The sequence below is a fragment of the Rickettsiales bacterium genome, from assembly GCA_029252805.1.
Lineage (GTDB): Bacteria > Pseudomonadota > Alphaproteobacteria > Rickettsiales > JALZUV01 > JALZUV01.
Window position 1 is genome coordinate 12,482 of sequence record JAQXAR010000021.1, and the last position, 15,417, is coordinate 27,898.

16 protein-coding genes are annotated in these 15,417 nt (G+C 47.7%); 4 read left to right on the forward strand and 12 right to left on the reverse strand.

Going from position 1 to position 15,417, the window contains the following annotated elements; all coding sequences use genetic code 11:
- Positions 1-13: 13 nt before the first annotated feature.
- Complete coding sequence (locus tag P8P30_04210; protein ID MDG1286752.1) at positions 14-3,661, reverse strand: glycoside hydrolase TIM-barrel-like domain-containing protein; 3,648 nt, start codon at positions 3,659-3,661, stop codon at positions 14-16.
- A 96-nt stretch (positions 3,662-3,757) separates the two neighbouring features.
- On the opposite strand from P8P30_04210, the gene P8P30_04215 reads away from it, so the two are divergent.
- The gene (locus P8P30_04215; GenBank protein MDG1286753.1) at positions 3,758-4,051 is read left to right on the forward strand and encodes a hypothetical protein; all 294 of its coding nucleotides are present in this window, start codon (positions 3,758-3,760) and stop codon (positions 4,049-4,051) included.
- Here the strand turns inward: P8P30_04215 and P8P30_04220 are convergent.
- A complete protein-coding gene (locus tag P8P30_04220) occupies positions 4,045-4,494 on the reverse strand; it encodes a hypothetical protein (GenBank protein ID MDG1286754.1) in 450 nt (149 codons plus the stop codon). The genes P8P30_04215 and P8P30_04220 overlap by 7 nt on opposite strands.
- Positions 4,495-4,573: 79 nt before the next feature.
- Here P8P30_04220 and P8P30_04225 point away from each other — a divergent pair, with 79 nt between their 5' ends.
- Positions 4,574-5,665 (forward strand): gamma-glutamyl-gamma-aminobutyrate hydrolase family protein, encoded by a 1,092-nt coding sequence (locus P8P30_04225; protein MDG1286755.1) that lies wholly within the window; start codon positions 4,574-4,576, stop codon positions 5,663-5,665.
- Between the two features lie 129 nt (positions 5,666-5,794).
- Positions 5,795-6,511 (forward strand): hypothetical protein, encoded by a 717-nt coding sequence (locus P8P30_04230; GenBank protein MDG1286756.1) that lies wholly within the window; start codon positions 5,795-5,797, stop codon positions 6,509-6,511.
- A gap of 7 nt (positions 6,512-6,518) precedes the next feature.
- On the opposite strand, the gene P8P30_04235 is transcribed toward P8P30_04230, so the two are convergent.
- From P8P30_04235 to P8P30_04275, 9 genes are all read right to left on the reverse strand, one after another.
- Positions 6,519-6,965 (reverse strand): DUF2335 domain-containing protein, encoded by a 447-nt coding sequence (locus P8P30_04235; GenBank protein ID MDG1286757.1) that lies wholly within the window; start codon positions 6,963-6,965, stop codon positions 6,519-6,521.
- Entirely contained in the window at positions 6,943-7,125 is a 183-nt protein-coding gene (locus tag P8P30_04240; GenBank protein MDG1286758.1) for a hypothetical protein, read from the reverse strand. The genes P8P30_04235 and P8P30_04240 overlap by 23 nt, the downstream gene beginning before the upstream one ends.
- A gap of 66 nt (positions 7,126-7,191) precedes the next feature.
- The gene (locus tag P8P30_04245) at positions 7,192-8,043 is read right to left on the reverse strand and encodes a DUF2163 domain-containing protein (GenBank protein MDG1286759.1); all 852 of its coding nucleotides are present in this window, start codon (positions 8,041-8,043) and stop codon (positions 7,192-7,194) included.
- A 57-nt stretch (positions 8,044-8,100) separates the two neighbouring features.
- Positions 8,101-8,475: a hypothetical protein gene (locus P8P30_04250; GenBank protein MDG1286760.1), complete on the reverse strand. Its 375-nt coding sequence runs from the start codon at positions 8,473-8,475 to the stop codon at positions 8,101-8,103.
- Positions 8,476-8,500: 25 nt separating this feature from the next.
- A complete protein-coding gene (locus P8P30_04255) occupies positions 8,501-8,866 on the reverse strand; it encodes a hypothetical protein (protein ID MDG1286761.1) in 366 nt (121 codons plus the stop codon).
- The gene (locus tag P8P30_04260) at positions 8,863-9,846 is read right to left on the reverse strand and encodes a minor capsid protein (protein MDG1286762.1); all 984 of its coding nucleotides are present in this window, start codon (positions 9,844-9,846) and stop codon (positions 8,863-8,865) included. Before P8P30_04260 ends, P8P30_04255 begins: the two co-directional genes overlap by 4 nt.
- A gap of 8 nt (positions 9,847-9,854) precedes the next feature.
- Positions 9,855-10,454 (reverse strand): DUF2460 domain-containing protein, encoded by a 600-nt coding sequence (locus tag P8P30_04265; protein MDG1286763.1) that lies wholly within the window; start codon positions 10,452-10,454, stop codon positions 9,855-9,857.
- 77 nt (positions 10,455-10,531) lie between these two features.
- Entirely contained in the window at positions 10,532-12,388 is a 1,857-nt protein-coding gene (locus tag P8P30_04270) for a hypothetical protein (GenBank protein ID MDG1286764.1), read from the reverse strand.
- A 67-nt stretch (positions 12,389-12,455) separates the two neighbouring features.
- Complete coding sequence (locus P8P30_04275) at positions 12,456-14,351, reverse strand: hypothetical protein (protein MDG1286765.1); 1,896 nt, start codon at positions 14,349-14,351, stop codon at positions 12,456-12,458.
- A 126-nt stretch (positions 14,352-14,477) separates the two neighbouring features.
- Here P8P30_04275 and P8P30_04280 point away from each other — a divergent pair, with 126 nt between their 5' ends.
- The gene (locus tag P8P30_04280; GenBank protein MDG1286766.1) at positions 14,478-14,984 is read left to right on the forward strand and encodes a hypothetical protein; all 507 of its coding nucleotides are present in this window, start codon (positions 14,478-14,480) and stop codon (positions 14,982-14,984) included.
- On the opposite strand, the gene P8P30_04285 is transcribed toward P8P30_04280, so the two are convergent.
- Positions 14,960-15,417 (reverse strand): DUF3168 domain-containing protein (locus P8P30_04285; protein ID MDG1286767.1); only part of this gene is annotated, 458 nt, incomplete at its 5' end. The genes P8P30_04280 and P8P30_04285 overlap by 25 nt on opposite strands.

Here is a 15,417-nt window from a genome sequence, read left to right on the forward strand (position 1 = left end):
TAAGTCCTCAAATTTAAAGCGTTAGAGTGGTTGCATAGCCGCGCCCGATGGCAGCGGAGAGTTGGTATATACGAAGAGAGATACTCGTTTGCGCCGCGCCGAAATCGACGATCTGATCTGCCTCGCTATAGGTTGCTTGCGGGGTTGAACGGGTGAGTATTCGCACCACATCCGTGCCATCCAGTACGTCAATTTCGTAATGCTCTGATGTTTCATTCAGCGGAATATCGACGAGGTCGCGCCAATTGGTTTCCGCACGAGAGCGACGTTTCCATTCGATTAATAGATTACCGCTGGCATCACGTATGCCTTTCACATGCACCGGGGCGTAGGGTTTCAAACCCACACCGCTATGTGTAAAACTGACCGACTCGACCTGCCCTAACGTGCTGCCGAGCGTTACGCTGCGATAATCACGTGGCAGGCCGATAAGTGCGCTGGAATCGCTATCTTTCAACACACGTTCATCAAGCAACACAAAGCGCTCCCCGATCGTATGAGCCGCCATCGCCTGCTCGGTGCCGAGGCGTCCACGCAGCAAACCCGTGAGCTTATATTTCCCCGCCGCGATCAACTCGGCTGAGGCAAATTGAATAATCTCATTTCCGACTAACGCCGCGTTCGCACCATTGAGGAGTGCAGATTGCGTGGTGGATGCGAGCGTCCCGCTCCCCACCAAATTCACGGCCATTTCCGAACGGTTATCGAGGGTGGCAATACTGGTATCGCTCGCAGGCAGACTCAGCATCGTTCCGCAAATGGCTGGTTCATCCGTGCTCAGGCCAGAACGCCAGGATTGCCCCTCATCCGATGAACGATAGAGCAGAGCACCGCTCCAATCCTCGCCTTGAGCGCCCATGGCAACACGTAACGACGCTTGCATCACATCGTCGCCTGGTAGTAGTGCAATATCCAAGAGCTTCAACTTTGTTGCGGGTATGAGAACCGGCAGTACCGGCTCCTCCATCGTTTCGAGTTCAGCATATGCATCATAGGTAGCCGCCTCTTCCAAGATAGCACGCAGCTGAATTCCATAGCCCTCACCTAATGTAGTTTGCGTAATACGTACACTATGGCTAATGCCATCCATCTGCAGCGTGATAACATCCGACGGCTCCAGCGCCAGATAGCGCGGCGGCAATTCAAATGCGAATTGGGTACGGCCAGCCCACGCAGTATGCAGGCTGATTTCCGCCACTTGCTGTGCTTGCCCCTGCCCCATCACAATCGGGAAATTCAGCGTCGCTTTCTCCTGACTATCGACATGAATGCGTTGCGCAATTTGATGCCCCGTTTGGTAATGGCTAGAACGGTTGAGATAAATCACGCTGACCTGCTGCGGCAATTCCACCTCTTGCATGCGAGTGATATTAAGCAGCGATCGTTGATTCATCGCATCACCTGGCAGGAGGTTATCTTGCGAAATGGTAAGCTGTTCGGAACCGCCACGTGGCACGAATTTTACCCGCCCGTCCGATTCCACCACATCGAAGAAATAAGCCCCCATAAGAGATTCAATCGCCTCACGTACAGGCTGTTGGCGAGTGACTAAGAAACCCTCCACCGTACCTTGCAAGCGCGACACATCCACCTGCGAGCTATCCAGCCCCACCTGCTGACAGAGCTCTAATATAATCGCCGCAAGCCCGGAAACACCAAGTTTTCCGTTCACCCAATGGCCGGTTTTCCATAAATCACCATCGGCCCAAACAGAGCGCAAATCCGGCCAATAAGGGAATGGTCGTGCGTCCCATGTCCAGACAAAACGATTTGGCACCATGGTCGAACCCGCCCATGCCAGTTCGGTCGCAAGTAAGCCCTGCCGTTGCGCCGCTGGGTCGATTCGCCCTTGGCTAAAGTGCGGAAAGAAGCTCTCCGATGAGCTCGGATCGTAAAAGACATTCGGTTGATTGGAGGCGCCATCCACACTTGGGAAACCAAATTCCGTAAACCAGATGGGCTTACTTTCCGGCACCCAAGCTGTTGCAATGCTATCTGGATTCGTGTGGGTATTTTTCCACCAATAATCAATATTTTTCCATGCGAATTCTGGCGTAAGAGGCGTTTGAACCGTACGTTCAACATCCGAGTAATACCAGTCATAGCCCTCACCGCGCGTCCAACCATCGACCGCATCTTGCAAGCTGATAGAATCCGCAGATCCATCGGTCAGCGGGAAATAAGCATCGATACCGATCACATCAATATTAGGCGAGGCCCAGAGTGGGTCGAGATTATACCAACCGCCCTGGGTATGGTGATATTCGCTCCAATCTGCCGCATAGGTAAGGGTGGTGCCCGCCCCCATCACGCCCTTCACATAGGCGGCCAAGTTAACCAACTCATTGACGGCAGGGAATGTACCTACACCATCGGTGACTTTAGTCAGACCAATCATTTCGGAGCCAATGACAAAAGCATCCACTTTGTTTTTCGTCAAACTAGCGTAATGGCTGATGAACTCGTTATAACCATGTGTTTTTGTGAAAAAATCCGCAACATCAAGACTGCCGCCTGTCACGCGTCCACGCCACGGTTTTTCCGCCACATCCATAAAGAAGAGCGGATAGAGCATCACCTTAATACCGCGCGATTTCAGCTCATCAATCGTACGGATAAGTGCCGTATCAGAAGGAGTCCCGCCATATCGCGGCACGCCATCGATAAGGGTCATGAGGGGTGCAGTGCCCCGCGTATAGCCGGCCACACCCCATGTGTCGGGCGTGGTGCGTGCATCCCCTTTATATTCGACTGCGGGTTTGAGGGTGCAGTTTCCTGCATCCATATCATCGCCGAACCATGTCACAACGAGCCCGACCCATTCAAGATTCGGACAGGTCTCTAACAACTGATCGACGGCGACGAGCGCATTCGCTTTGCCTTGATTATTATGCATATTAATGCGTGCATCAAAGCCCGTTTGCGCGAATTCATCGCCCGCCTGCTCTCCGGATTGTTTGGCCTGCACCAACGTGTCATACACAAATTCGCCAGAGCCGGGGATCATGATCATCGACTTCAGGTGATGCTCTAACGGCACTTCATTTATCTCGTTTGGCAGTAATTTTCGCTTCACTTCAAACGTAAAATTGGGAATTCGATTACCGAAAGCGGCGAGTGGGAAATCTTCCACCACCAGATACGCCAACCCGCGATAAGCCGGCGTAAAATCCGCTCCTTCAAAGCTCTGAATCAGCGCATCTGGCAGTTGATCCTCGCTACCGTAATAAATGCGGTACGTGCCTTGCGAGAGATCCAACTGCGCCGCATCCGCCCAGATACGCTCAACGGAATCAACCTCGCCCTCACAAATCGCAATAGCGAGGCTCGCAAAATAGCTAAATTGCGTACTCGATTGTGTTGCACCGCCTCCCTTGCCTCCACTTTCCGTGGTAGTGGCCACTTCTTTCAAGGGACGCGCCCAGATAACGTTGCCTGCTAAACGGGCTGAACCGTAAATAAGCGGAATCGACTCACCATAGGTCGAAGTTTGCACCGAAAGCTCCTCTAATCGGCGACCTTCACGATGCACGCTACTGCCAAATAACGTATTATCGATTAATCCCCCCGCCCCACGCCCTAAGGCAGCTCCAAGGCCTGCGCCTAAAAATGTATTTGCGCCAACAGCGCTACCGACTGCGCCAAGAACGAGACTTGCCATCACTATTTTCCTTATAGTTTGATTTTAAATGATTTTTTTTTCACATTTTAGAGAAGCCTTAACAAAAGCTTAATATTTCTCTGTTAAAGTGATTTTATGGTAAAGAAATTATTTATTGTGACTTTTTCGCTATTATTGACCTCTTGTAGCAATAATGGCCTCAGCCTTTATGTTTCGAAAGAGAGAACCGCGCATTACCGTACCTTTGCTCGCATTACCGATGCAGAAGATACCGACAAAGTTCATTTTAAGGTGATGAAGCGCGAACGCCAAGTAATGGCCGAAAAAGAACTTTACAGCGATGATGAAGGCACCTCTTGGAGTGTAGCTGGCGGCAAGCATAAAGATAAAGACTGGAGCGCTGGGCTCGTCTTACGCTACGCTTACTGAACGACTACGAACAATTCCACCAACTTCTCTGCCCATTCTTGATCAAACCGATGTTCGATCACTTTGCGTGCAGGCGCATAAGCATGAATAAGTGTAAAAACTCCATTTTTCTTACCTAAAATACCTAAATGCCGTGCAGTACCGTCAATTCGGAATAAAGCAATTGAGGCCGGTTTTAGAATTTCCGTCGAAATAAGCGCTTCTCTCAAACCCGCATAGAGTTTTTTCTCATCCGGCATATGCCCGTAAGCTAAATCATCAAAATCAGCTAGAAAACGCCCCTCTATATCACGAAGATCAAGCTCTGAAGCGACTCCTATGAGTAACCCGAGACAATCTACTCCTACAGTCTTTACCCGCCCTTGATGGTGAAATGGCGTATCAATCCACCCTCTCGCAGCTTCAATAATGGCACTGTCACATATCTTTAATATTTCGGTCATCGTACGGTAATATTTCTTTGCTAGAGTGATAAATAACGGAGCGATTAGCTCAAAAAATTAACACAAAGGGGATTTTAAAATGGTGAGACATGTTATTTCAGATTACGGACAACTAAAAGGCTACCAGCCACGTATTGCAGTGATTGAGGACAATCACCCACAAGGCGCCAAGAAGATTGTTGAACTGATCAAAAAATCCGGCGCCAAGCCGATGATTATCCCCCGATTTTTAAGTGAGCGCTTACTCGCCTCGCAAGAGATGAGCAAAGCGGAAATTAACCGCGTGAGGAAAGCGGCTTCGCTCGATGAAGTACGCGAGTTTGATCAAGAAATTGCAACGGCTACACGCCTGCACTTGCAATATATCACACGAAAGCTCACCTTCGTTGACGCCGTTATTTTACCCGGCAGTATTTATGACATCCCCCCTTCTGCCTATCATGACACAGAGGTGGACAGTCACACCAACCTTGCTCCGCCAATGGATGTACGCTTCCAAACGGAACTGATGATGGCAGATTACGCATTGCATACTCGCAAGATCCCCCTACTAGGCATCTCTGGCGGCATGCAATTGATCGTCGTCAAAACAGGCGGAAAACTTGTGCAACATGTTGAAACCTATGATGACTTTGCCAATCAAGTTCTTGAAAATGGCAAAATCGCAGGTATTTCAAGCAACGGTGCAGGTATCTTGCTCGAACGCATTAGCGCAAAGAACAAAGAACTGCTCAGCAAGCTAAGCCCTAACTTTAAAATTGTGAAACCGAAATCTATTATCGGCGTCATGTTAAACCAAGAGACTTTCGAATCGATCAATTCACGTCGTTTAGAACTTCTCCACCTTCATCATCAGGGCGTGCGTCCGAATGACATTAACTCATCCGAGCTGATTGTCACCGCGACCACCGAAGATGGCCAATATGTAGAGGCGGTTGAGCATAAACATCACCCATTCTGCTTCGGTACGCAGTTCCATCCGGAATATAGCGATAACCTTGGCCTGAGAATGATCACCGAAATGGTTGAATATGCCCGCCAACTCAAGGCGCTGCAATTTGATAAAGATGCCGATGTTCCGGCCTATGTCGACATGCATGCAGATGAGTTACCGGAAGCCTACCAGCTCACCCGCGAAGAGTGGAAAGCCGAAGAACTCAGACTTCAGTAAAATACTATTATATATCCTAATGTTAGATGCCTGCTTTGTGCGGGTATTTTTCTTTTAAAAACCACGTTTCGTTAATCAAACTGTCACATTCACCTGCTATTCTATAAGGGTAATAAAGGAGTAAAAATTATGGGTTGGTTTGGTCCAAACGCAGATGAAATAGCAGGTGCCATGTTAAAAGCACAAGCTGAGCGTCAACATGTTATAGAGCAAGCAGAGCTTGATAGGCTCGCGGATGAGCAAAAGTCCGCTCCCAAAACTGGTGTGGCTAAATTTCTTAAAATGGCAAGCCTTATATCAAATGCTTTTACCGCGCTAAAATCAGGGGACGATGAAAAATTACATACCGCTCTCGCAGGGATGGCTACAACCGCTTTTGGCATGAAAACAGGCGACCTAGGCGCATATTTAGAACAGAATGGACCCGAGATTAAAAAGGTGGCAGGACAATTCATTGAAGACCCTGAAATACTTAAGAACCTTGAGGCGAGATACGACCAAGTCACGACGGCGGCTCATAATTATAGCGAGCTGGAAAATGGAAAAGATCAAGCGCCAGGCGCAGAAGCGGACGCCAACAAAGAAAAATCAGTCGAAGAATTGTTAGGCGGAACAGCCCCTGTGGTTACTACAACACCTCCTGTGGTTACTACACCTCCTGTGGTTACTACATCGAAAGATATGGGAACTATCCTCAGAGAAAACGCCGGTGCTATCGCCAACGCTAATAAATCTATAAACACTACAGGTGATAATATAATGACCGAAGCAAACGCTATTGTATTTTCTACTAACATTCCAAACGTGACCCAGCCAAACCAAAATGCTGGCATGGCAATGAGCTAATCGAAACCTACTTCCTCGCATCTTTCTTTTCAGGTCTGAAGCTCTGGCGCATAGCAGGACGCGCGAATAGCGGGCGCTGCCCCATCGATTTTGCATAAGTCCAAACCAAGCCAGCCATCACGATAATCGCGAGACCAAACACCCAAATGAATGCGGCGGTATTAGTATCGCCATAAAGCCCAATCACCACTGCGGCGCCAAACACGGCCACGGCAATAAAGAACCCCAAAACCTGCCCTAGAATCGTACTCACCCCATGCACGCGTAGCGCACGAGATTCCCAATCATGGCGATGTTTTTGTTCATTCTCGAACATATGCAAAATACGCTCTGCCGAACCTTCAATGACGTAATCATAGCCTTCCAGAATCTCTGGATGCGGCAATGGATTATTGCCCCCTCGCCCACGATTATTTTGGCCGCCTTTGCCTTTATTCTGCTGTGGTGTCGCCATCGGTGACCAGCTCCTCTATCCCTGCTTCAATATCTTTGCCTATACGTTTCCAATCGCCAGCAAACGCTTCCGATGCGCTGCGATATGGATAGCGATAAAGCTCCGAAGAAGAAATACTCAAGGTTGAGCAAATGCCCGCTAAGATATTACGTATTAACATAAGGTAAGACTAAGCTAACCGCGCTCACGGACAAGGTTTTTCTGACATCCATGCTTTTAAGCCACCTTACGCCTGACGAGTCGATGCCGTTTGCAACAGTTTATCAACTCCAGGCACATGCGGCTCCCCGCGAAAGTTTATCGCATTACCAAAGCGGGTCACACAGGTTGTGAGCGTCTTATCGCAGCCTTGAGTGATGGTATAAGTAGCGCCGGTTTCCACTTTATGCGGAAACGGTAATGCCGTGCGAATCTCTCCACCGGCGATAAAGAACTTCACTTCGCGCGAGAGGCCCTTATTTGCGCCCGAGGTAAAGGTAACGAGCCCATGATCATAAGTTCCCGCCGTCTCAATACGCCCTGTATCGCTAAAAGTGCTGGCCGTTGTAATAGCCGTCACCGCACCTATTTCGATGAAGCTAGCAACATCAACTCCACAACGAACGTCACCCAAATGCGCACGGCAAACGGGCGAATAAAGCTCACCAATATGCTGGGCCAATTTTTGTGTTAAGCCACGCATCTCAGCAATAAAATGCTGCTTATTGAGCTGTACTTCACCCAACCACCCGGTGCGTAGCCGTAAACTACCTTGTGTCAGATCGGTATAATTGACGAGAAAGGTTTCCACCTCGGCAAAGTCATAACGACCAGCGAGAATGTCAATTTCGGTGATGCTCTCATCTTCGAGCATGCCTTCAATATCGAGATTATCCACCGCCAGCGAAGATTGGCTCTCAATCGCGCTGGGCGTAAAACCGCTTGAGGCTTTGTAGCTAACGCCCTCAAATTCAATATCCACATCATGCTCCGTAAAACCAAGCACCACGCCATCACGACGGGTAAGTTTCCAACATTGCGCAAGATTAAGGGTCTCCTGCGCGAGATGCGCGGAGAGTTCATTCGATAACGTTTTCATGTTAAGTACCTAGAGGTTAGGGTTTCTTGATTTCTCGTGAGGATCCTTAGGAATATACTACTCCGCAACAGCAGCCATTAGCTCTGCTCGCAGAAGAGTGGCTTCTTCGGGCCAATAACCTATGACGGTCTGAAACTCGACACCTATTTGTTCAACGGTGTCTTTGAGAATCTGAATCAAATAGTTCACCTCATTCTTAGTGAAAGAATACACAATGGTTTCATGCGTAGCAGAATCGTACTTTTTTCGTATTTTATCAAAAAATGCATCTGCTTCTTCAATAGTCCAACCTGTAGAAGCGAAAATATCATAATCATTTTCCATCAATGAAGGCTCAGTAACATCCGCCGCACAACCTCGCAGAACACCAAACTCATCACGCGAAAAACGCATCGTCATAATATTCTGATTAATGCTTTCTATATTCATCATTCACCCCGCTTTTTATTTCCTAGTTTCATAATGCAACCATCAGTTCAGCCCTTAAGAGGGTAGCTTGCTCCGGCCAGACACCGACAAGAGTGTGAAATTCTCTCTCCATATCAATCAAGCAATCTCGAATCACATCCCTTAAATAAATAATTTCATGCCTTACAAAGACTATCTTATATTTATCTTTTCCTTCTCTGGTGGCTCTGTTTCTCAGATCATCTAAGAAATTATTAGCCTCTTCCAGACTCCAGCCCGTTTTCTGAAAGATGTCATAACCTGGCCTCAGCGCAGTATCATAAGGAATATGCATTGCACAAATCCGTATGCACTGCAGTTCATCTGCCGTCAGATCCAACGTATAAATGTCATTATTTGAATTTAATATATTCATTTTTTTTCTGCTCTCTTAACCTCATCATCATAATAACCTTTACCGCGCGTCGGCTTAAAAGCACTCCCGCCGTCGGGATCATTGTGGTTTATCACGACAAACGTTCCTGACTCCTCCTGCCAATGTATCTTACGACCATCTTCCAACTTTTTACTCGCGCTAGGGTTGTTTATAACATCTTCGATATGTTTTTTAAACTCTTCTTTGGTTTTAATTTCAGGAAAGTCACCTTTCAAGATGACGTGTTTTTCCCATGCGTGGCCGTTAGCAATACTCTGAGCGACTTCAGTCTTTGTTTTTGCGGGTTTATTCTTCGCCCGCTCTGCACGGCGCTTGAGGATTTCTTCCAAAACACGCTTTGCCACCTGCAGAACACCGCCACCTAATAGGATCAGACTCTCAATTGGGAATACTGGTTCTACCCGGCCTGAATTCGAATCAGGGATGGCTTCGGCACTACAGCGGCACCTAGGCGCAGTACCAGGATGGCCGGTGGCAGGGGGAGCGTTCCAGCGGAAGGTTTGTCCGTCATTTACCGCATGGCTGGGGCGTACGCGATCATCACCTTGCGTGTGCCAGATGTAATGCGTCACGCCCTCGGATTGCTGACGGCGCCGCTCTGCCATGGAGTAAATACGACGGGCCAGTATTTCGGTATGGCGGGCGATCACTTGCTCGATCTGCGGCTCTAACGGTTCGTTCGGATCCAGTGCTTTGACCTGTGGTGTCAGCCACTCGGCCTGCAATAACTCAAGGCGGAATTTCTCCAGCGCGTTATTATAATCATCGATGAGAATGGCGAGCTCGTAAGGCAGCCATTCCTCGCGGCGGTCGGGCACGGGCACATTATGCTGCTGAGCAAAGCGGCGGATAAAGCTTTGGCGATGCGCCTCGGCGATATCTAACGCGAAACGCTCAGCGAAATTCTGGGCACGGTTGATCGCCTCCAGAAGTGGAGTAAGTCGGTTTTGCATCATCATAATTGCCTTTAAATGCGCACTTCAACCAACGGGATATCGCGCACGGAATAGACGCCATAATCATCGAGCGAACTGCTGAGACGGTCGGTCGCAAAACGTACCGGCACATCAAATTCAAAATCGGCCTGAATGATAATACCACTGGCCGGCGCACTCTCGAAAGTGACGATCCCTGTTGTCGCATCCAGCGCATAACCCGTCATTTGCAGCACACTATCAAAATAGAGTTTTAGCGTGGCTGCCACAGGCTTGGTGATGATGCGCGCTTGAGTCGTTGCGCCACTGGTATAAGACTTCGTAAGCTGAAACCCCACCGTACTTGCATCGCCAATCGCGAGGAGTGCCCCGGCCGCTTCATAATCCGTCCAGTCTTTAAAACGAAAGCCCTCCGCTTGGCCTTTACGTGCTCGAAAGAAGGTGATGAGCGCCGCCATTTGTTCTTTGGCTTTCACCCCATAAGCGACATTATAACGTGATCGAGACTGGCTCCAATTACTATTACGCTGTTCGCGGCCACCATGCGTGACAACAATATCGGTAGAAAATTCGGGACCCCCAGCAGATCCATAAGAGATATCGGCTGGGAATTGGGTTTCGGCAAAGCTCATCGCGTTTCCTCGCTAAGTTTAAGTCATAAAAAAAGCCCGCTAAATGCGAGCTGTGTTCGATAATAAGAAGGCCGCTCCTAAGAGGCACCTCCGCCAAAACCAAGAACTCCACCCGCCTCTTGCGATGCTCGAGCACGCTCAGTAAAGCTCCCCTGCCCGCCTTTGGACTGGTTACGCGGGTTATCTGCGAACTTAGCTGTCGAAGGCGCGGCTTCTCCCGCAGACATATCCGGCGCCGCCGGTGCGGCGTGCCCGGCTTGTGTTTGCTGCACGGCTTGAGTAGCCATTTGGCTTTGCTTAATCATTTCGGCACCTTGCTGCGAACGCTGGGTCAAGGTTGCTTTACCCGCATTAATATCCTGCATGACTTGTGCAATCGGTGTCTTATTTTCCGCATAATACTGCGCTATTAACGTCGTATTATAATTTGCCGTACCGCCCATACTTTTTATTTCCGACGAAGCCGCGGCGAGCAATTGAGCATAATTCTCAGGAGTAAGTTCTGCACCGGATTCTTGCGTAATACGCATATTCGCAAAATCTTGCAGCATGGTCTCACCTGTAGTGAAAAATCCACCTAGGCTCTGAATCGCTTGGAACCCCAATGTCGCCCCCATCGTCACAATTGGGTTATCTTTACCGAATTCACGGTGTAATTTGCGTGTGGCTACTTCCTGTCCGATCGCACCACCGAAAAATGGAATCAGCGCTAATAGCGTGGCTTTCACATATTGGCCGCGCGCTTCTTTCAGCATCGGTGTGGTCGCACCAAAGAGTGCACTCCACGTTGAAATACTCTGAGGTTTCACACCCTTTACATCCGCCATTAACTGCTTCAACGCACGTAAGTTTAATCTCGCATTTTTGACCTGCCCAATACCATCTTGCGCCACCATCCCCCAACGGAGTGTGAAATCTGCTGCTTCACCTATCGTTATATCTTGTCCACGTTTCTTAAGGGCCTCAGCTGGATTTTGCCAAAATGCTTTCTTACTTTCTAACTCTGCTAGATCTTCATGCGCTTGCTTATAGTTGCGAGCCGCTTTTTTCAATTTCTTCGGAACCTTGCCATCTACTTTATTTGCCGCCGCTAAATATTCTTCATGCGCCATATCTACTGTCAGTGATGGTTGAACCGCATTGAGTTGCTTAAGTTCCGCCGCCGTGTAGTTAGGCACATATGCTTCACGCTTTTCTTTGTTAAGAGCTTTATCTTTAATGTGCGCAGCAGATTGCAGCGCTTTCGCAGCGTGTTTTTCATGAATGGCATCAGCTGCTTGAAGGGCGTTTCTCTTCTTAAGCATTGGAGTGCGTTTAAATGCACCTTCCGCTTTTATTCCTGCTTCCAGATTTGTTTTAAAACTTGTAAAGCGGCTTGCTCCCCCAGCTTCGGATACTAATTCACCTAATGCGGAAATTCTTTCTTCTTGTTGCTTAATTTTACCATCAACTCGCCGCTGCATATCGAGTTTCTCGTCAACGAAACCAAAAAACCCTCCAACCCGTTCCAGTAAAGAACCCGTTGCTTTCGCAGGCCCCTTCATCACGCGAGCTACATTCGCTGCGGGATTCGCTCCCAGCAGAGTTTCCGGCACCCCTACTGAAGCCAAACGGTTTGTAATGCCACCTTCACCTTCTGTGGTAAAGCCTGACAGCGGCGTATTCATCAACTCCGAAGCGCTCTGCACTGTCGTTCCCATGTACTGAGCCAGTTTATTTCCGAAATGGGGGTTCTTTTTACCGCTACCGCCGAGGAAGCCAAAAATACTCTTTACAGAAATTAATCCACCTGGAATCAACGCATCTGGGTTTTTCACGCCAGTAGCGAAGCGCGACGCAGCCACTGTACCAAGAAACACCCTACCCAAGCCGGTCGTAAGCTTACGTACTGCGCCACTTTTGCTGGCTCCGGTTATAAATGCGGTTGCTGTCATAATTCTCCTCACTTTAATTATAAAGCGAGAGCATTACGGTTTTATGACGGTTTGGGGGTTTATTAGACTATTTATGACGTGTTTCAGAGGGGTCCGAGCGGCTATCAATCAGCTGCTCTGCCAGAGGTTTATTTCTCTTTTTCTCTCTTAAAATATCTTGATGATCGCGGCGCTTTTGCACACGCCCCAACGCTTCCTTCAGAAAGCCAGGCTTTTCGGCATCCATCAAGGTCGCGGCATCCGCCACCAAATCGGTCATTTCATGACGATTCTTCTCCAAATAATGGCTATTTCGGCTTTTCATACCCGAAACAGCTTCGCTCAGCAGCTCCACTTGCGAATCACTCAGACCTATATCTTCTAATTCCTCGGCGCTCAGTTTACCCATTTCTGTGAGAACTTCTTCCATGGTCTCATGCCAGAATTCATTATCTTGGTGGCGCAATTCTTGGATTTCTTCTTTTGCCACCCCTACATCTGCCAAGATTTCATCTGATATGAATGATGACCATAGGTATTTTTCCTCTTGAGTCAGGTTTCCCCAACTCTCCACAAATTGCTCCTGTGTCGCCTGATGGTATTTATACTGCTTCTGTGCTGTCGTTTTCTTACGGCGTGACATTCTAGGGTTTTTTTGTAGCTTTGCCAGCGTATCATCCAATTCTTCTCCACGAATCACACCGGTCATTTCACCTTTTGTAAATGAACTAATGCCATGTTTTTTATCAACCAGTAGGATTAATGCCTCTGGGTCTAACTGACGCTGCGGATCCGTGATTGCCTCAGAAATTTGCTCTGCGGCATTCTTTAGGTTTCCACCCATACGGCGCGGGATTTCCGCACGCTCACAATCAAGCTGATGCTGAGCAAAAATATCGGCAATATAATCCGCAAGCGAACCATCTTTTTTCGAATGCCCAACGAGATTTACACTGACCGGCGAAGGATTCTTCTTCAAATGCACTTTAAGAGCATCAATCATATCTGCAGCATTCGATTGTTTTAATTCTTTATCTGTTTTGACGGCTAGTTTAGCCGATAAATATTTGCGCACACCCGCCGCACCACCTGAGATAAAATTGCTAAAATAATCATTCTTAATGTTGCGAAGAAAAGCAGCACGGCCTACGGAATCATCCAACTCATCCAGCTCCACAGAGGCGACTGTTTCTACCGCGAGATTCATGAAACCGCTATATTTTCGATTACTTCCACTGCTCTCGGTGGCCAACATATCCAAGGTTTTATCAAAGGCACTATTGAGCTTATCTGCCGTACCCTTGCGCAATTCAGATGAGGCAGCACTCCATTGATGTTTTCCCTTTTTAAAGCTTGTTTTAGAATTTTTATTCGTCTCATTATTACCACGCATTCCCAATTCAACATCAGAAATCATACGATCCAACTGCGTACCAATTTGGGCTGGCAGTGTTGATAGAGCATGGACAAAAGTTGATTTTGTCGTATTGGTTACCGCCCTAGAGAGGCGTGACCGTTCGTTGCGCACCACCTCCAGATCGCTATTAACGGCAGTAAAGAAACTACTGCTATTGTGGTGCGTTGAAAGTGCCGTCGAAAAACGGCTCCCAACCGTAAAGTAATCTCCTATATTGCGACGATATTTATTCGCTGACTCGTAAATAACAGGCAGCAAAGGAATCCCTGAACGCCAGATATTTTCAGCCATTCGTCCAATTCGGGCGCTTTGCTCAGCATCTTTTCCATAACTATGAGCTGCTCTTTCAGCAAATTTTGCAACGCGGGGGGCACCTCTCTCAGAAAGCTTTGCAGCTCCACCACCAATGACCATATCTTTGAGCGCAGCCAGGCTCATAGGCATTTTGAAGCCAGAACTTTTCTCAGCTCCCTTGCTCGCCATTTTCATGAGCATAGACTCTAAGTCAGTATTTGAAGCTGTTGCGTTCTTTGTTGTCATAATGCTTTCCGTCGGGGTTTCCGACATTTATCCACCTTCAAGAATACCAACAGAATGTTACATTCTGATGAAGGTTTTCTGGAAAATCATGTATTTAGCGTTTTATTTCCAAATCTTTACTTTTTGTTAGGCCTCTCACGATAAACTTACTTTATGGAAGCTATCTTAACACCGAACAAACCGCGCACATCACCTTGGAAAACAATAGGTGGCGTTATTACGACTCTACTTCTTTTGATCGTTTGCGCCGGTATCTATAGCTACGTCTATAATCAACGCCCTGATATTTATAAGCAGGTACTACTTAAACTGGATCGTATGGGCTTCACCCAATCCGCTCCTGAAGAATTAAAACGTGTAGATGACATTAACCAACTTCGTATTTCTTATGAAGAAAAACAGATACTTATCAATAAAACTATCTTCTTAAATGCGAGCCCTCGTATGGTGATGCTTGCCTTGGGAAATCCAAAAGAAGGACACCGCATTAAGAATGCAAAAACCGGCAAAAAGAGCATCATTCTTGTCTACCATTTGCCCGAAGAGTTGCGCCCAACCATGTTGCATTTTGAAGAGAATAAACTCGTCAAAGCCGAAAAGGGCTCCACCATCGATTTCGCGACCACCCCCGTTCCCTACACAGGCACAGATTCCGAATAGGCTCGGAAGCGAATTTCTCCACTCTGTGTTACCCCATCCCCTTCTGTCCGCACATCATGTGTTTCAAAATGCATGGCAACGAGTTGATGCTCTAACAAGCTCAAATTACCTTCCACCAGCAATTCGTAAATACGATCTAATATATCCAGCACCTGCTGTGTACCTGACTGCCCATATACCGTGAGCGGGATCGTCGTACTGAACCCCACACTTGTACGCGTAGACCAATCGCGAGAGGCGAGAGAATTAATGACAATATAAGGATAATGTTGTTGCTCAGGTGGGTTATCATAAACCCCCGACACAATACCACCCAAGGTAGAATCTTCATTTAGTAATGTATAAAGCGCCTGCTGGATAAATTTATGGATAAGATGTGACATAGCCCTACAAATTCCTGTTAAACCTAACTTTTTATCCAAAATGATTAGAC